Below are 18357 nucleotides of genomic sequence, written 5' to 3' on the forward strand. Positions count from 1 at the left end.
TCAACTGAACTACACACTCAAACATTAATTATTTACTTTTAACTGACAAATTAAGTTTTCATATTTAATTAATATAATTGTAATGTTCAGTAAAATCTACTAATATCCCCATATTCATATCCTTAAAGCAGTAAACAGCCATATTAGACTTTTAATACTTTAATAAATCAACATTATTAATAATGAGAAAATATATATATTTAAATTACAAAATTATAGGGTATACCTCTTCTTTTTTATAAAAAAACTTGTGTGTTCGAAACTTTTTCTAATTTGTCGTATGTTTGATCATTAATATTTATAAGCAATAAAAAATTATCATTAAATAAGATTAAATTATAACTTAGCTTCTCATTTTCAAATAAATATAAATTTTCGTATAATTTATTTATTTGTGTTTTTATTTTAATACTTTCATTTTCAAATCCATTTTGGTAATAAAGATTATCTTGATCATCAATTGTTACTGTTAATGTTTCATTACCTTTAAATAATTGATATGTTCCTGATATTTTATTAATTACATTAGGTTTATCTGCATCTATTCCTAATGAGTATCCGAAATAAAAAGACGAAAGAAGAAATACTATTACCACTATAACAATTATTTTGTATTTATTTTTCATATCTATTCCTCCTACAAAAAAATTATACTACGTTATATAACGATAAATCAAATAATAACCTTATAATCATATTTTTTTGACTTTATATAGAAAAATGTGCTAGTTTATATTACAATATTTATATAAGATAATGCTATAATAAATATTTAAATTATATGCGAGATGAAAAAGTTATGAAATCTATTAAAATTATAATCGCTCTACTAATGATTTTTGTTTGTATTCCTGTTTCCAATATTTCTGCATTAGAAAGTACTGATAATAGCAATATTATTATATATACCCCAACAGAAGAAGAATTTAGAGCAGCTGAAGAAATAGAAATTGCAAAAATGAAAGCTTATTTTGAGCGGACAAAAGAATCATATGCTTATGATTATAGAAAAGTTGGTGACCCTCAAACATCTTCATTTTCACCATATAAAAATGCTTATGATCAACCAGCAGGAGGTACTATTTTTAATTCGGAAAATAGCGGTTTCTATTGGAGTGATAGTTCAAGAAGTCCAGGAACATGGTCTTTAGGGATTAGTATTGCTGGAAAATATTTATCTGTTGACGTAGCATATTCTCCTGGTGTGGTATCAGGTTCTAGTGGTGGAGTATTTGTAGGCATATCATCAACTCAAGTAGGTAAAGCTATAAAATTAAAAGTAGCAAGAAATTATAAAGTTCAAAAATATGACGTATACAGAAAACCACAATATGGCGGATCATGGACGTATCTCTCTTCATATGGTGCACCTACAAAGTATCAGAGTCGATTTATTATAGAATAAAACAATGTTATCATTTATAACATTGTCAAAATATATTATTTATATAGCATTATCAAAATAATAACTTGTTAATAAAAACAGTTTCTAACAATTGCATAATCAAAAAAAGGTATAATAAGTGGGTATTATTTATACGTATTTATAAGTAAAAAGTTGTACCACAGTGGCACGACTTTTTAACGCTATGATTTCATTGTTTTAGCCTATTGTATCGACGTTTTTCGAGAGGGTGGTCTAGGGTTCTTGCGCCTAGACCACCCTCTCTCGTTATGTGAAAAAATCACATGCTTTCATTATTCCTATAGTTACAGCTATAGTTTTTTCGTTTGAAACTGTTGGTATGTATAGTTTTTTATACTTTCGAAAATCTAAAAAAATCTCTCGACTACTTATCTTTTTTCACTTCTAATAGTTCAGCGGTTCAAGAACATTTGGTACAAAAAAGTTCGTAAAATACATTACGGACTTTTTTGTAATGCTTTAGATTGCTTAGTATCTGTTCTTTTTTTATTGCGTACTCACAGTCCTTGTTTCGTTGTTCTTTGTTTGGAGCGTTTGAGCATTTAAAAGCTTGTAGAAGCGTTTCATATTCTTTGAGGTTCTTTTCAGTACTGATCTTCATTTTGTCTTTTAATATAACCACGTTACTCAAACTCCTTTAAAAATTCTTCCAGTTCCATTTGTTCAGGGCAGTTCATTGGTTCCTGATGTACTTCTGTTTTAACATCTATGACATCAGCTTTTGACTACCAATTAAACGTAAATAAAATCAAAGTTATTGAATGACTGGTTTTCATTTTTATGGCTCATATGTACGTTTGACTTTTCATTGATTTCTTCTTTTGATTTTTTTAAAACTTTTCTTTCAAACGTTTCAAATCTAAGCATTATTTCTTAGTACTTTTTTACTGTAAAATACAAAAAAATACAGTCAAACCTTCACAAATAGTATTATATATGTATCAGGAAATGATATCTACTTTTTTTCAATCACAAAAATCCAGATATATAAATACTAATACTTTTGTAACGATATTTTATTATTAATAAAATTAACATAATGTTCCATTTTTTAGAAGATTAAGGCATTTTATAGAGGATTATTTTATCATAATGATGTGAGAATTTAATAAGCAAAATAATAAAAATGATGTAAAATCGTTAGAAGATTCATGAAATAAACTTCTTTCTCATTGGAATTTTTGAAGTAATAACTATTGGACAACAGATTAATCATAAAAAGAACTATTTATAAACTGTCCAACTTTTGAAATTCAGTTCATACTTAGTTCTTTTTCTTTGTCTAAAAATGTTAACAAATCAGCATAACGGTTTAACTATATCAGACTAGACAACTATACTATATCTAGAGTGGTTACATATTATGAATATTGATAAATTCAAGGCAGTATTTGATACAAAGCAAAAGAAAACTATCACTGGTGTTAGGTAAGTATAGATTTTAATCTTCTCTTACAGTTCAAAACTACTGATGAAACTATCATAATCTTATACTTTAAGACTCTTTATTTTATTTAGTAAGTACGACCCTAATTATCCTAATGTTGAAGCCATTGGTAAAACATCCTCGTGTAAATGGATATTTAATTCTTCTTAAATGTAATTAATTCTTTTTTTTATTCTCTCCACACACATTTTTGGATATTTCTTTTGAATCTTTTTTTTAAATGATGGAATGTTATCTAACTGTAACATCATTCCATTTTGAAGAATACAGGAGGAATTTTCATATATGGATGAAGAAAGCAACCGATAAATACCATTTTAAAAAGTAACACTAAATCTATGTCCGATCGACCAAAATCAATGTATAGATCTTTTTATAAAATCCCAATCTATGTATAAATCTAGTTTACTTACATTATGTTCCTACGGTACTAACTCTTCTATTATACTCATTATGATATTGTCTTTTTGATACTCCGTCTTGTCATTACCATATTTTACCACTCTAATCTACATCTTAATTATGCCATTTTTTTCAATTTTCCTTTATATATAAAAAGCAAAAAGAGTTTCAAATTTTGCAAACTAGGACGAAATCATCTTCTTGCCTTTTTATTTTATCATACTCTCTTTCCTATGCAAATAAAAAACTATTGATTTGATACATGATGTACTTTATCAATAGTCTAGGAAGATATAAAATATCCTCTTTCAAAGTTTTTCAAGCTATTATTTGTCCAGAGAGAATATAGCAAAAATTATCTTTCTCCTGGTATATTGTAATTGATTTTTCCATAAAATTACATATTTTTACTATAAAAGCAACATCCGTAATTATAATATGATAAATAATATTGAGATATAAAATAATAAATCTAAGGAGGATATTATAGTATGGACGGTATAGCCTATATGAATTCGTATGCATTTCTAGAAACTCTAAAAAGTGTTTTAATTGTTGTGGTTTTAATATTATTAGTTATTCTACTGCCAAAATGTATCATAGCTGTAAACAAGTATAATAATTTAAATGATACAAAAGATACTGAAGTTGATGTAAAAACTGATTAAGTTTAAACTATTTCTCTTTTATACTGTTATTTATCAAATGTGTTGTCTCTCTTGCTTTAACTATGGGAGTATAAGACATGTCCATCGAATTTACGCAAGTAATTGAAGATGGACGAACAGCTATTTTGCATCTACGGTGAGTGATGCTCCCTCACAAGTCATTAAACAATACATTGAAAACCAAAAATATCTCAATGGCAAAAGGGGATTAAATTTAGAATCTACCTTAATATGAAACAGCAAAATTTAATCAATCAGATACTGGGTTGTTACAGACTCATTTACAAAAAAGATCTTGTCATGCGAAGCAATCCTATCAGACCAGTTCTAAAATTGGCTACCCACAAACTTCTGCAATTCTGACATACTTAAAAAATTTATGATTTTGCATTTATTTCTTAAAGTGGTAGATTCTATTTCTTTACAACAATTCTTGTGTGATCTTATAATTAGAGTTATAAGCAAACAAAACTTGAAAATTTTCTAAAGCATTATCTAATTTAATAACAGTCCTAATATTTTTTTCTTTCCACATTTTTATAATTTTTTGAGTAGCATACTAATCAAATAATATCCCTGCCTTACCTTCTACCAGTGAGTGAGCAAGAGAAAAAGCAAAGTGGAGACTTGTATTACCTTGCTTTTTCGCAGATCACGCAATACTCTTAGACATATGGAACTTGTTCCATATACATACACACTATTTCAATTTAATACATCTTTTTCATTAAAAACTTCTTCATAGGTATAATATAAAATAGCACTTATCTTTAATATCCTGATGCTCTGACATCATTTTTATATGTGATGATAAAAGATAATTTTTTACTTTATATCTTTCAGTTATAAAAATATTACATAAAGAACATATAAAATTAACTTTATCTTGATATTTTATATCAGTAATTATTTTTATAGTCTATAATATAAGCAAAAATAGAGGGGAACAAAATGAAAAAAATATTACGCCTATGTTTAGTTCCTTTGATGGCATTAATGTCATCATCAAATTTATTTGCAATGGAGACACAGCCCATCACGCAGGAGTCTGAAGGATTAACAGCTAATTCTGTAATTTATAATGTTAGTTTTAGCAATTATAAATTAACACCTAAAGAATATGTCATGTCAAACGGTGGAATTAGCATATTTATAAATTCTACCACTTCATTCCCAAACGAAACCATATCATTTGAATTATTTCACAATGGAAACAGAACTGGTAAGATTAAATCTGTACCTTTGCAGTCTGGTCAGTATGTAAGCTGGGGTGACTTCCCTGCAGGCAATTATGAAATCCGTATCACAAGTTCAAAAGCGGACTACTATAATAATGTATACGTTTCTGCAACATTACGTGTTATATATGGAAATTAATGTTACTGTTGACTGATTTGCTTAAATTTTATGCCTATAGCGGGAATAACATTATTGTATTCCCCTATAGGCTGTTTGTAATAGGCGTAATTTTGCTAACAGTTATTTTTTTCAGAGACAAAAAATACTCTATTGTCTGGAGTTTTGCTGCCACCACATATGTTTCTTTACTGTTTTGTGTGTTGTTTTTTCCAGTAGTGATAGATCCCGGTGATAATTATAATTTTACTAAAGACATCAGAAATATGATAACATTCTATAACCCATACTATAGACTTCTATATCAAACTGAATATTCTGTATGTCATCTGATTATGTTTATACCTTTAGGATATCTCATCAGATATGAAACAGGATTAATAAAAAGTATCTTTATATCCCTTCTTATAGTTTTTGGAATCGAAAACCTGCAAATATATATAAACTTTTTTTGTGGATATGTTCAATACACCTATTGCATCGCAGACATATTGTTTCATTCAATCAGCGCTATGACAGGGATTTGTACAAACCAATTACCTTTATCAGAACCAGAATAAAAAACACTATAGAAAAAGAAGATATACATTATCTGTAAATACCGGTTATCATAACGATAGCCTTTTCTACTGAAATTTTTTTTAGAAAAGGCAGACCAAGTCCGAACAACAGTACAGTTTGCCGATACATTGAAAATATAATTTTCTACTTTTTATGGGTAAATGTACCAAAGTATCATATCTGCCTAAGTTATAGATTTTCTTTTTAAGTGTGATTTTTACATACCATTTATTTCTTGTTTTATCATAACAACTACCACTGTGAGGATTTTTCAGATTGATCCATCGTTTTAACATCGGTGTTATCTATTCTAAACTCATTACGTTTAGTATTTACTTTTTTCATGTTTTTGCTCATTGTTTCCTTTTACAACTTTTAACTTCACCTCTTGTTATATTTCTTCACCGTTGCTTTTATATACTTTTTTCATATATGCAAATGACTTTTTCTTAAATCGTTTCATATCTCGCAAATCATCGTTTGTACGATTAACAAAAATAAAACCATATCTCTTATTCATATCTCCAGAACTACTTAACATATCAAATGGACCCCAAGTAATATACCCAAAACAATCTACACCATCTAGCTCAATTGCTTTTTTCATTTCAACTAAATGATCATGATGGAATTTTATACGATAATCATCATTAATCTCATTATTATCGCATAAATCTTCTAGATGACTATAACCATTTTCTAAAATTAATAATGGTAACTCATATCTAGTATACAAATTAGTTAAGTTATTACGTAATCCCACAGGATCAACTTCCCATCCCCAATTAGTTATATCTAAATTTTCATTTCTGACAATATTCTTTTCAATAACATCGTAGAACGGCTTGTCTTCTTCAAAATCACCTGTTGTAAGAGTGTAAGAACGATAATATGATACTCCTAAAAAATCAACTGTATATTTCAATAGTTCTTCATCACCCTCTTCAAATTCTGGCATACAATGATGATTTTTAAAATATCTAATCATGTATTCTGGATATCTCCCTTTAGTAAAAACATACCCATGAAATTGATGAGTGTATAAATCTGCTAACATACAAAACATTGAGTTCTCTGGTGTTTTATCATTTGGATAAAAATTCGTTAGTGCAATCATTCCACAAATTTTAGCGTCATCATAATATTTTCTAATCATCTTAATCGCCTTACAATGTGCAATTAAAATATTATGATTTACTTGATATAAAAATTTAGAATAGCTCATTCCTACTGGCACTACAGTTGCTCCCGCTTTTGTAGTTTCTTTTGCATAATCATTTTGTTCATTAAAAGTCATCCAATATTTAACGCGATCACCAAAAGCCTTTACACATATCTCTGTAAACTTTTCAAAAGCATTGACTACTCTTCTAGAAAAAAATCCATTGTATTTTTCTTTTAATGGCAAAGGTATATCATAATGATCTAGCGTTATCATTGGCGTTATTCCGTGAGCTAGTAATTCATCAATAACATTATTATAGTAGGCAATTCCTTTTTCATTTATCTTAGTTTCACCATCTGGTTGGATTCTTGCCCAGCATAAAGAAAAACGATAAAAGTTAAGACCTAATTCTTCCATCATAGCAATATCTTCTTTGTAACGATGATAAAAATCAATCCCATGATCCCATTTAGGTTCTCCATTTTCCCTTTTATGTAAATCATACATACTTAATCCTTTTCCATCTTCATAAGCTGCTCCTTCAGTTTGAAAACTAGTAACTGAACCGCCCCAAAAGAAATTATCTGGTAATTTATTCATAATCTTCTCCATGTTCTCTACAACATTAATATGTAGTTATATTATTAATAATTTTGGATAAAGCGAGGGTTATACCCCTCTTATTTAATTTTCTTCAATTTGGTTATTTAGTGATTTTTCTGACATTTTTAAAAATGGTAAATAAATCATTACCCCAATAACAATCAATATAATATGGAAAACAGCCGCTCTAATATCTCCATTAGTTGACAAAAATGCTGATATTACTGGAGGAGTTGTCCATGGAATTTGAACAACACATTTTTCAATCAAACCTAATGATGTAACAATATAAGCTAAAATAAAATTTATTTGTGTTACTAATACAAACGGTATAATCATAATTGGGTTCATTACAATTGGAAATCCAAAGATAACTGGTTCATTAATATTGAAAATTCCTGGTGCCACACCTAAACTTGCAATCATTTTATGATCTCTACGTTTAGAGAATGCAAATACTGCAATAATTAAACAAATTGTACAACCAGTTCCACCGATTAAACCATAAACTTGTTTAAACGAATCATTAATAATATTTTGAGCTGGCAATCCTGCTTGAACGGCATCCATATTTTCTGTAATTGCTAGTAATAAACCAGGTCCAATAACTGTATCTACAATTGCTGAAGGGTGAATACCTATTGCAAACAATAAATTGAAAATAGCCATTGCAATCAAGAATCCTGGTAAACTAGTAGTTAATCCTTTAATTGGCTGTTGAATAATATTTACAACTAATTCATTAAATGATTGTCCAAAGAAACAATCTAATACAAATGACAATACTGCATAGAATACCACTACCAACATAAATGGAATCATATTATCAAAAGACTTTGCCACCATAGGTGGTACTGACTCTGGCATTTTAATTCTTAAAGCTTTAATTTTTGAAATTACTAAGAATAGCTCAGTGGCTGTAATTCCAACAACTAAGCCAGTAAACATCCCAGATACACCTGTGTATGTTTGAGCTAATATATTAGCTATTCCTACTGCTTCGCTTCCTCCAAGTGGTGTTACACTAGTTGTCAAAGGAACTAAAGTCACAAAACTACATAGTGCAACAAATCCTGGAATCAATGGTTCTTCAGCACCCTTATTTTTTGATAAACAGTAAGCAACACCAACTGTTGAAGCAACTGCCCAAATACCTAATGTTCCATTTGTTACATGTGTTCCAACTTCTTGTGCTTTAACTAAGGTATTTGTATTTATAATACTTGATAACACTCCATTTGGATCCAAAATCAAACTATTTAACAATACCATAATGCCAGCTAAAATAGCTAATGGCATTGTTAATGCAACAGAATCACGCATTGATCTTAGATGTATTTGATTAGCAAGTTTTGAACTTTTCTCAACAAACTTATCAATAAAATTATTCATATTATTCTCTCCTTTTAATGTATTTTAAAGTTTAAACATCCTAATTCACTCAACTGTTTTTTCCACAGTTCTTTTAATTCTTCTGATGTATTTTCTTGATAAAAGTAACTATCTAGATTGATGTTTTCAGCTTTTGCTTTCCCTAAATTATGATATGGAAGAATCTCTATACTAGATACATACTTAGAATAATGACTTATTGCTTGAAAATGGTCCATATTATCATTAATTTTATGGATGATTGGACACCTTAAAATTATATGTCTTTTATTATCGATTAAATATTTTAAATTATCTAAGATTAAGGAAGAATTTGTTTTAAGATAATCATAATATTTTTCTTGATCACTTAATTTATAATCATACAGCCAGTAATCAACATATTCCTCTATTTTTTTTATATACTCTAACGGCACTGCACCACTTGTCTCAACACATAAGCTTATTTTCTCGTCTTTACAAAATTTTGCTAATTCATATGCAGCATCAATCTGTAAAAGTGCTTCTCCTCCTGAAAGAGTCACACCGCCATTTGTCTTATGATAATATTTCATATCTTTCAAAATAATCCTTTTAATTTCATCAGTCTCAACTATCTTACCATATGTTTTTTTTCTACCATCCTCTTCATATTCCTGTATATCAAAACGATATGTTTCAGGATTATGGCACCATATACATCTTAAACAACACCCTTTAAAAAATATAACTGTCCTGATACCTGGACCATCATTTAATGAACATCTGTCAATATTAACAATTGTACAAGTTTTCAAATTAATATACCATCCTACTTACGATTTCTTTTTGGACCAAGGGTGATAAATCAATAAATCTAGCACTGAATCCCCCAACTCTAACGATTAAATTAGGATATTTTTCTGGATGTATCATCGCGTCTTTTAATTCTTCTTGGTTAATAACACTTATCATAATTTGTGAGCCACCAGATGAAAAGTAAATTTTTAATAACTCTTTAACCATATCTTTATGTTGATTCATCAAATCATGACTTAATTTTAGATTATAGACAGCACCTGCCATATTATTGACATCTAAGCTACTCACTGTATTCAATACAGCAGTTACACCATTTTTTTCAGCACCACTTTGAGGAGTTAATGCATTTGCTAACGGTTCATAAGCTTTTCTTCCATCAAAAGTTGCTGCTGTTCTATATCCCAATCGTGAATTTGCATCATTATTTATAATAACTATCAAATATGAAGATAATCCATATTTTTCTGATTTAGATTTTGTTGTGACTGCAACATACTGATTTAATTCATTAATCATTTCATCTACTTCAGGATTATCATTACCATACTTGATAACATTAAGGCATTTTTCTCTAATCTCTTCATATCCAATAAAGTTATTTCTAATTGCATCAACCATATCTTTATAACGAATTTCTTTATCATCAAAGACTAATTTTTTTATGGCATATAAACTATCTCCGCTATTCACATTACCATAGGTTTCCAAAGTTCCACCTAGATAGTCAATCCCACCATTTAATAAGCTTTTACCTCTATCAATACAGTTATCATAAAGAATAGAATTAAATAAGTATCCACAATGATTATTCATATAATCATATTCAAATTTCTCTTGTTTAGCTAACAAATCAATTTGATAATCTAACTCTTGTTTATATACATCATATAATTCTTCAAATGTATTAGGTTCTTTAGTTAAATAATGCTTTACTATTTTTTTATTAGTAATCATACATTTTCCATCATTAACCAACCCCTCTAATACCTTAGCTAAATTAATGATTCCATTAGGTGAACCAATGCTTTTATGATCCAAAACATATTCACCACAACCAAGAGGAACATAATCAACCGCTTCTTTATATGATACATTCATTGATTCTTTGACATTTTTAATATTAACCGTGTCATTGTATAATAATGGATAACTACAACCACTTTCTATACAATCAATCGCATTATCAAAAATACTATCAGGCATATCTTTTGACCACCTAAGTGTTAATTGTGGTTCAGTTAAATGTAAATCTTTCATAACTTTAAGAGCTATACTGCATATCTTGTTTGCTTTTTCAAGATCATGACGACCCTCTCCACCTAAAATAATACGACCATTGTAAATCGTATTTCGTTGTCTAATTACCTTGAAATATTCTGCAATATTCTTATATGCATCTTGTTCATCATCTAAAAAACGTGCTAATTGATTATCCATTCTTCCATAGTTTCTAATTTCACTAACGCCTACATAAATCCACATTAATTGAATCGCTTCTTTCATATTTTGTGGTCTATGTTCAAGTAATTCATTTAACGTATAAGCCAATTCAGGATTAATGTCCATGGCATCATCACGATACAGTTTTATTAATTCTTTTAAGTAAATAAGCGATTTCTTACAAGCTCTTAAAAAACTATTGAGTGGTTGAGAATCAATTTCATGAATCAATCCATCTATTCCTAAATCAAATAATTTTTCAAAATCAAGATAAGCTCCTCCTAATCTATATAAAGGATACGCTGTATAATAATCATTTTCAAAATCATCATATGGCATTAATTCTTTTATATCATTTGGATAATATCTTCTAAGACGTTCTTTATCATTCTCATCAGCCCAAAACGTATACAATTCTTCTAATTCTTCTTTTTCAACATCATGTGTACCTTCGATTAATTTTGCTAATCGTTCTAATTTGCAATTGTAAATAAAGTTAGTATTTCTTGATCCAAAACCACAAATTGCACTAGGAAAACATGATAAGAAATAATCATCGCTCGTTATTTTTGTACGATTTTCCTTGTGCATAAAGAAATGGCATTCTACTTCCCGATTGTATTTATCATGACTATTTTCTTTATACAATCTCGTAAACTCTTTTAAATATTGAATTTCATTCATTTGTCTACCTCCTTTTCATATAAAGAGTATCATAACAAGGTATATCATACTTAACATATATTCGCTTTTTAAACTTTATTAAACAAAGCATTCATTTTATCTTATTTTTCTAACTTTATTTTTAATTTTATTTAAATCAAAATTATAATATAATAAAAATAATGGAGGTGCTTTATGCAAGAACTAAGTCTAGAAATCATCAATAACAGCAAAGATATTCACTGGCAACACCGAAAAAGAAAAAAATCTGAAGTAGGAAAACATTATCAGACATATTATGAAATAACATTAATTATTGATGGTGAAATCAAAAATGATACAACATCAACATCTAATATTATTAAAAGAAATGACATTATTTTAATGAAAAAAAATATTTTTCATGAACTTGTTACTATTAATGAAAATATTTCCTTAAAATATATCAATTTAGCTTTTTCTGACAAAATTATGAATAGAGTTCAGACTATATTTGGAGGTTTTCATTTAATTAATGATACTGTAATAGGACACTTATCTGATGAAAAATCTAGAAAACTAATTAATTACTATAATGATATCAATCTCAACGATTCTTATTATGAGTTAAATAAAGATATAGAATTGTTCTTATATCAAATGATAAAAGAATTAATCTATCATCAATCAAAAGATACGAATATATATCCAAATTGGTTTAAATCATTATTATTAGAAATACAAGATTTAAATAAAATTAAAGAAACAAAAGATATTTTTATCATCTCACCATATTCTAAACAATATACAATTAAAAAATTTCATGAATATTTAAATATGACTCCTAGCCAATATTTAAATAAAAAAAAAATAGATAAGGCAATAGAACTCCTTTTATCTACTGAATTATCAATTCTAAATATAGCTTTTGAATGTGGATTTAATAATATTGAATATTTTGATAAAATATTCAAAAAAACAATGGGCCTTACACCACTAAGATACAGACAAACTCAAAGTAAACTCTTAAAAGAAATAGAAACTTAATTCTACTGCATTATTTAGAAATTATATATAAATTTACTGATTACTCAAATTGTACCAATTCTAAAAATTGGACCAAAAATGATATGTGTCTAGAATTCTTGATACATATCATTTGCTGGTCCAACTTAGAAGATTTACTTAATTTGAGCAAGATTTATTTCTTCAACTTTTAAACTTATCGTAAATACAATATTACATTATTTACCTAGTTTTAAACTTTCTAACTCATTTAAATCATATGGAGTTTCTTGATAAACGTAATAATTTAACCAATTACTAAATAATAAATAAGCATGAGAACGCCATTTTACTAAAATTTCATTGTGCATATCATCATTTTTATAATAATTTTTAGGCATAGTAGCTTGATCAGAAATTGCCAGATCACGATTATATTCTTTATCTAATGTATCAGGATCATACTCAGGATGACCAGTTACAAAAAAACGTGAGCCATCTTTTTCTGCAATCAAATAAACCCCTGCTTCATCGCTAGCAGCTAAAATATCAAGACTAGAAATCGTTGCTATATCTTCTGCCATAATTGTTGTATAACGTGAATGAGGAGCATAAAATTGATAATCAAAGCCTCTAAGTATCTTTCGCTTCATTTTATCAACATTAGTATGATGAAAATAAACACCTGTCAGTTTTTCTTTTAATTCATGTTTCTCAATACCATAAAAATAATGCAATGCTGCTTGAGAAGCCCAACAAATAAAAAATGAGCTAAATACATGAGTTTTTGACCATTCTAAAATCTTTTCCATCTCTAACCAGTAATCAACATCTTCAAACCTAAGTTTTTCCACCGGTGCTCCAGTAATAATCAAACCATCATATTTATTATCTTTTATTTCCTCAAATGTCTTATAAAAAGCTAATAAGTGTTCTTGAGGTGTGTTTTTAGATTCATGACTGGCCATATGAATCCAGTCTACCTCGATTTGAAGTGGTGTATTCGACAGCATCCTTAAAAGCTGTGTTTCAGTTACTACTTTAGTCGGCATAATATTTAAAATTAATAATTGCAATGGCCTAATTTGTTGAGCTAAAGCACGATTTTCATCCATCACAAAGATATTTTCTTCTTTTAATATTTTACTTGCTGGTAAATCATTTGGTATTTTAATAGGCATATTTAAACCTCCCTAATAATGATTAGTTTACCACATCTATTCTAATAATTTAAGTAAAAATAATAAATCCATTGAATTTCTTCAATGGATTAAAATGAAATAAGCTCATTAAATATTTGAATAATATAGGCATCTGACATTCCTGATAAATAATCTAAAATGCTTTTAATAATTGCTTTATCATCATTAATAAAATCATAAATAACTTTATTTTGATAAAGCGAATCACGTTTTGCTCCATTCATCACACTATATTTTTCAAGCCAATGGATAAATCCATTGATTGCATGGGGAAATTGATCTTTATCCTTAGAAATTTCATCAATAATATTAGTATTACTATCTCGAGCCATTAAATCGTATTTAATAAAGAAATCAAAAATAGAATTTAAAATCAATTTAACATAATTAGTATGAATTTGTACTCTATCAATTAAATATATATTTTGATAATTAAACTTCATAATTGTTTTCATTATTTCAAAAGCTTCTTTTGATAATGAAATTCCATCGCTTGGATTACTATGACTGCATACATCTTGAATAAAATAATTAACGACAGTTCCATTATTGATTGCTGTAAAATGATATTCACTAGTAATATTATTGAGCGAAGCTTTCAAGACTTCAACTTTATTCTCTTTTAGTACCTTGAGACGTAAAGCGTCTTCAATATCACGTGCTAAATAGGCAATCTTATCTGCCATTTTTACAACACATCCTTCCCAAGTATAAGGACTGTATTGTCCTGGGCTAGTATAATTTTGTAAATCAATATACTCATCTCGCTTTTTAATACTCATTTGATTCATTTCTCCACAATGAGAAATAATTCCATCACGAATAGCATATGTCAAATTTAAATTATGGCGATGATGTTCATTATCTTCTAATGTTTCTATTTCATCAATGAGATGAAGACTATTGCGCTCATGCCAAAAAGAATCGAGCCCATGTATTTTAGCAAGCTCGTTAATAATACGTTCACCACCATGACCAAATGGGGCATGTCCTAAATCATGGCCTACTGCTATTGCTTTAGTTAATTCAGTATTCAAACCTAAGTAATTTGCAATTGTATAACTTACAGATTCAACTAAGTTAACATGTTCACTACGTGTACAAACATGATCATCCTTAACTGCAAAAAACACCTGTGTCTTATGTTTTAAACGTCGGTATGCCTGAGAAAAGATAATTCTCGTATAATCACGACCAAACTCACTACGTAGATCATTACTTCTTTGATACAATGGTTCAAGTCTTGATATTGCTTTTGAGTAGTTTGGATTTGTTTCATTCATCGCTACTTCTTTAAATAAATTTTTTGTCATATTTAGTACCCCCATATAATAATTATACGTTATTTATCTTACGTAAACAAATTAAACACATTTCTTTAAAGGTAAAAAAAAGGTTTTAAAAAAGGAAAGATTTATAAATCTTTCCTTTTATTATTTAGTTAATAAACTAGCAGCTGCTTTATCAACAATTACAACAACATCATTATGATCTTGAAGTGCACTTGCTGGTACGTCTGTAGTTTTTTCACCTTCAACCAATACTTTGATTGGTTGAGCTTTATTTTCACCACACGCAACTAATAATACTTTTTTAGCTTGTAAAATATTTGAAATTCCCATAGTAATCGCATGAGTAGGTACTTCATCAATTTTCCCATCAAAGAATAAACGGGCATTATCTTGACGTGTACTTTCTTTTAATTCAATCATATGAGTTACTGAATCAAAAGAAGTTCCTGGTTCATTAAAACCAATATGTCCATTTGAACCAATTCCTAACAATTGGATATCGATAGGATTTTCAGCTAATAATTTATTGTAATCATCACAACTTACTTGAATATCTCCAGCACCATTTGGTACATGTACATTTTCAGGATTAATGTCAATTCCAGAGAATAAATGTTTATTCATAAAATAATGATAACTTTGTGGATGAGTAGCTTCTAATCCAAAATATTCATCTAAGTTAAATGATTTGATATCTTTATAAGAAGTCCCGTTCTTCTTGTGATCTTCGATCATCAATTCATACATTCTGATTGGTGTAGATCCCGTAGCCAATCCCAAATTAGCAGTTGGATTGTTTTTAACAACTTCTAACATAACTTTTGCAGCTTCAATGCTTGCTTCTTCATAATTTTCAACTATAATTAATTTCATTTTGTGTCCCTCCACTTATATGATACTATTTTTACCTTAAAACTTCAAGTTAAAGGCCGGAAATATCAATCATTTTTCAAAACTCGAAAAAAACGAGTCATGTATTTTTTGTCAAAGTCTATTAATTTGTAAGTCCCTTTTGAAAGCCCTTTTTTCATAACGCGAAAATACCTAGTCACAGTTCGATATTTCTTTATTTTTTGCTAAAAATAAGGTAAAATAGGAATGTATATGGAGGTGTTTTTAATATGATAAAAGGTATTGGGGCATCTAGTGGTATCGCGATTGCTAAAGCATACAAACTAGTAATGCCGGATTTAACAGTGACAAAAGTAACAGTAGAAGATGCTGAGGCAGAAATCAAAAAATTTGACGATGCAATGTCACAAACTGCAAAAGAATTAGAATCAATTAAGGAAGCTGCTGCTAAAAATTTATCTGCAGAAGAAGCTGCTGTATTTGATGCTCATGCATTAGTATTACAAGATCCTGAATTAAAAACTCAAGTAGAGGATAAAATCAGAAATGAAAAGATTAACGCTGATGCTGCTCTAGATGAAGTTGCTAATACTTTTATTGCAATGTTTGAAAGTATGGATGATGATTATTTTAGAGAAAGAGCGGCTGATATCAAAGACGTATCTCGTCGTTTATTAGCTAACTTACTAGGTAAGTCATTGCCAAATCCTGCTTTAATCGATGAAGAAGTTGTTATTATTGCTGATGACTTAACTCCATCTGATACTGCGCAATTAAATAAAAACTTAGTTAGAGGATTTGCTACTAATATTGGTGGTAGAACTTCTCACTCAGCAATCATGGCGCGTTCATTAGAAATTCCTGCGGTTGTTTCTTGTAAAACAATAACTGATGAAACTAATGATGCTGATATGGTTGTTTTAGATGGTGAAGCTGGTATTGTAATTATTAATCCTAGTGATGATGAAATTAAAGAATATCAAGCTAAACGTGAAGCATTCATCGCATACAAGGAAGAATTAAAGAAAATGAAAAATGAAAAATCTGTTACTCTAGATGATCATCACGTCGAACTAGTTGCTAATATTGGATCTCCAAAAGACATCCAAGGTGTACTAGACAATGGCGGTGAAGGAGTTGGGTTATTCAGAACTGAATTCTTATATATGGAATCTGCTCAATTACCAACTGAAGAAGAACAATTCAATGTTTATAAAGAGGTTCTTGAAGGATTAGAAGGAAAACCTGCTGTTGTTCGTACTTTAGATATTGGTGGAGATAAAGAAATCGAAGCAATTGATTTACCTAAAGAGATGAATCCATTCTTAGGAGTTAGAGCGGTTCGTTTATGTTTCCAAAGAGAAGACATCTTTAGAGTTCAATTAAGAGCATTACTTAGAGCTTCAGTATATGGTGATTTAAGAATTATGTTCCCAATGATTGCTACTTTAGATGAATTTAGAAAAGCTAAAGGAATCTTAATGGAAGAAAAAGAAAAATTAATTAGTGAAGGAATCGAAGTATCTGATACATTACAAGTAGGTATCATGATTGAAATTCCAGCTGCAGCAGTGTTAGCTGATCAATTTGCCAAAGAAGTTGATTTCTTCTCAATTGGTACAAACGATTTAGTTCAATACACATTTGCTGCTGATAGAATGTCATCTGGGGTTTCTTATTTATATCAACCATTCCACCCATCAATCTTACGTTTAGTTAAACATGTAATTGATTCAGCCCATGCCGAAGGTAAATGGACAGGTATGTGTGGAGAAATGGCTGGAGAAGCAATTGCTGCACCACTACTAATCGGTTTAGGACTAGATGAATTCTCTATGTCTGCTACATCTATTCTTTCTCAAAGAAAGTTAATCAGATCAATGAAAAAATCTGAAATGAATGAATTAGCTGCTAAAGCTATTAACTGTGGAACTATGGAAGAAGTAGTTGCATTAGTTAAAGAAGCAGTTGAAATATAAAACATAAAAATCGAAGGTCAAATAAAGTGACCTTCTTTTTTTCTAAATATTCCCATCTTAGAATTTATTATTAAAGCCGGATATAAAATAAAAAAAGGATACGCAGAGGTATCCGTAAATAAAAAAAGAACCGGCAGCTTGCTAT

The 18357-nt window shown here is 28.9% G+C and carries 15 protein-coding genes and 1 pseudogene; 7 read left to right on the top strand and 9 right to left on the bottom strand.

What is annotated here, in order from left to right; all coding sequences use genetic code 11:
• Positions 1-236: 236 nt before the first annotated feature.
• On the bottom strand, positions 237-626 hold the full coding sequence (locus KTF99_RS15875) for a hypothetical protein (protein ID WP_117582632.1): 390 nt from the start codon (positions 624-626) through the stop codon (positions 237-239).
• A 173-nt stretch (positions 627-799) separates the two neighbouring features.
• Between KTF99_RS15875 and KTF99_RS15880 the strand changes: the two genes are divergently transcribed.
• Positions 800-1405 (top strand): hypothetical protein, encoded by a 606-nt coding sequence (locus KTF99_RS15880; RefSeq protein WP_029482491.1) that lies wholly within the window; start codon positions 800-802, stop codon positions 1403-1405.
• 753 nt (positions 1406-2158) lie between these two features.
• Here the strand turns inward: KTF99_RS15880 and KTF99_RS17585 are convergent.
• Positions 2159-2293, bottom strand: coding sequence for a hypothetical protein (locus KTF99_RS17585; RefSeq protein WP_335755708.1), 135 nt, complete (start codon positions 2291-2293; stop codon positions 2159-2161).
• A 1473-nt stretch (positions 2294-3766) separates the two neighbouring features.
• Here KTF99_RS17585 and KTF99_RS15885 point away from each other — a divergent pair.
• The 4 genes and pseudogenes from KTF99_RS15885 to KTF99_RS15900 all read left to right on the top strand — a co-directional run bounded on the left by KTF99_RS15885 (position 3767) and on the right by KTF99_RS15900 (position 5320).
• Complete coding sequence (locus tag KTF99_RS15885; protein WP_155854243.1) at positions 3767-3943, top strand: hypothetical protein; 177 nt, start codon at positions 3767-3769, stop codon at positions 3941-3943.
• 118 nt (positions 3944-4061) lie between these two features.
• A pseudogene (locus KTF99_RS15890) lies at positions 4062-4178 on the top strand (hypothetical protein); the annotation flags it as partial.
• Positions 4151-4306, top strand: coding sequence for a helix-turn-helix domain-containing protein (locus KTF99_RS17710; RefSeq protein WP_226814596.1), 156 nt, complete (start codon positions 4151-4153; stop codon positions 4304-4306). The pseudogene KTF99_RS15890 and the gene KTF99_RS17710, both read left to right, overlap by 28 nt.
• 588 nt (positions 4307-4894) lie before the next feature.
• Positions 4895-5320: a hypothetical protein gene (locus tag KTF99_RS15900; protein WP_029482486.1), complete on the top strand. Its 426-nt coding sequence runs from the start codon at positions 4895-4897 to the stop codon at positions 5318-5320.
• Between the two features lie 931 nt (positions 5321-6251).
• Here the strand turns inward: KTF99_RS15900 and KTF99_RS15905 are convergent.
• The 4 genes from KTF99_RS15905 to KTF99_RS15920 all read right to left on the bottom strand — a co-directional run bounded on the left by KTF99_RS15905 (position 6252) and on the right by KTF99_RS15920 (position 11924).
• The gene (locus KTF99_RS15905; protein WP_227154669.1) at positions 6252-7625 is read right to left on the bottom strand and encodes a glycoside hydrolase family 1 protein; all 1374 of its coding nucleotides are present in this window, start codon (positions 7623-7625) and stop codon (positions 6252-6254) included.
• 84 nt (positions 7626-7709) lie between these two features.
• Positions 7710-9020 carry a PTS sugar transporter subunit IIC gene (locus KTF99_RS15910; RefSeq protein WP_029482487.1) on the bottom strand — a complete coding sequence of 437 codons (1311 nt, stop codon included), beginning with the start codon at positions 9018-9020 and terminating at the stop codon, positions 7710-7712.
• A gap of 14 nt (positions 9021-9034) precedes the next feature.
• Positions 9035-9796 carry a radical SAM protein gene (locus KTF99_RS15915; protein WP_029482488.1) on the bottom strand — a complete coding sequence of 254 codons (762 nt, stop codon included), beginning with the start codon at positions 9794-9796 and terminating at the stop codon, positions 9035-9037.
• A 1-nt stretch (position 9797) separates the two neighbouring features.
• The gene (locus KTF99_RS15920) at positions 9798-11924 is read right to left on the bottom strand and encodes a glycyl radical enzyme domain-containing protein (protein ID WP_029482489.1); all 2127 of its coding nucleotides are present in this window, start codon (positions 11922-11924) and stop codon (positions 9798-9800) included.
• A 174-nt stretch (positions 11925-12098) separates the two neighbouring features.
• Between KTF99_RS15920 and KTF99_RS15925 the strand changes: the two genes are divergently transcribed.
• A complete protein-coding gene (locus KTF99_RS15925) occupies positions 12099-12929 on the top strand; it encodes a helix-turn-helix domain-containing protein (RefSeq protein WP_117792726.1) in 831 nt (276 codons plus the stop codon).
• 197 nt (positions 12930-13126) lie between these two features.
• Here the strand turns inward: KTF99_RS15925 and metA are convergent, their stop codons facing one another.
• The 3 genes from metA to nagB form a co-directional block, all read right to left on the bottom strand.
• Positions 13127-14068 (bottom strand): homoserine O-acetyltransferase MetA, encoded by a 942-nt coding sequence (gene metA / locus KTF99_RS15930; RefSeq protein WP_003537760.1) that lies wholly within the window; start codon positions 14066-14068, stop codon positions 13127-13129.
• 89 nt (positions 14069-14157) lie between these two features.
• Positions 14158-15402 (bottom strand): deoxyguanosinetriphosphate triphosphohydrolase family protein, encoded by a 1245-nt coding sequence (locus KTF99_RS15935; RefSeq protein WP_008792930.1) that lies wholly within the window; start codon positions 15400-15402, stop codon positions 14158-14160.
• Positions 15403-15522: 120 nt separating this feature from the next.
• Entirely contained in the window at positions 15523-16254 is a 732-nt protein-coding gene (gene nagB, locus KTF99_RS15940; RefSeq protein ID WP_022007712.1) for a glucosamine-6-phosphate deaminase, read from the bottom strand.
• 248 nt (positions 16255-16502) lie between these two features.
• Here nagB and ptsP point away from each other — a divergent pair, with 248 nt between their 5' ends.
• Positions 16503-18212, top strand: a complete 1710-nt coding sequence (gene ptsP / locus KTF99_RS15945) for a phosphoenolpyruvate--protein phosphotransferase (protein ID WP_003537757.1) — start codon at positions 16503-16505, stop codon at positions 18210-18212.
• Positions 18213-18357: the final 145 nt, after the last annotated feature.

This window comes from Erysipelatoclostridium sp. MSK.7.34, from assembly GCF_019041935.1.
Taxonomy (GTDB): domain Bacteria; phylum Bacillota_I; class Bacilli_A; order Erysipelotrichales; family Coprobacillaceae; genus Thomasclavelia; species Thomasclavelia ramosa.

Coding starts and splice junctions, on each gene's coding strand:
- KTF99_RS15875 (WP_117582632.1), bottom strand. CDS start 626: ATGAAAAATAAATACAAAATAATTGTTATAGTGGTAATAGTATTTCTT.
- KTF99_RS15880 (WP_029482491.1), top strand. CDS start 800: ATGAAATCTATTAAAATTATAATCGCTCTACTAATGATTTTTGTTTGT.
- KTF99_RS17585 (WP_335755708.1), bottom strand. CDS start 2,293: ATGCTTAGATTTGAAACGTTTGAAAGAAAAGTTTTAAAAAAATCAAAA.
- KTF99_RS15885 (WP_155854243.1), top strand. CDS start 3,767: ATGGACGGTATAGCCTATATGAATTCGTATGCATTTCTAGAAACTCTA.
- KTF99_RS15900 (WP_029482486.1), top strand. CDS start 4,895: ATGAAAAAAATATTACGCCTATGTTTAGTTCCTTTGATGGCATTAATG.
- KTF99_RS15905 (WP_227154669.1), bottom strand. CDS start 7,625: ATGAATAAATTACCAGATAATTTCTTTTGGGGCGGTTCAGTTACTAGT.
- KTF99_RS15910 (WP_029482487.1), bottom strand. CDS start 9,020: ATGAATAATTTTATTGATAAGTTTGTTGAGAAAAGTTCAAAACTTGCT.
- KTF99_RS15920 (WP_029482489.1), bottom strand. CDS start 11,924: ATGAATGAAATTCAATATTTAAAAGAGTTTACGAGATTGTATAAAGAA.
- KTF99_RS15925 (WP_117792726.1), top strand. CDS start 12,099: ATGCAAGAACTAAGTCTAGAAATCATCAATAACAGCAAAGATATTCAC.
- metA (WP_003537760.1), bottom strand. CDS start 14,068: ATGCCTATTAAAATACCAAATGATTTACCAGCAAGTAAAATATTAAAA.
- KTF99_RS15935 (WP_008792930.1), bottom strand. CDS start 15,402: ATGACAAAAAATTTATTTAAAGAAGTAGCGATGAATGAAACAAATCCA.
- nagB (WP_022007712.1), bottom strand. CDS start 16,254: ATGAAATTAATTATAGTTGAAAATTATGAAGAAGCAAGCATTGAAGCT.
- ptsP (WP_003537757.1), top strand. CDS start 16,503: ATGATAAAAGGTATTGGGGCATCTAGTGGTATCGCGATTGCTAAAGCA.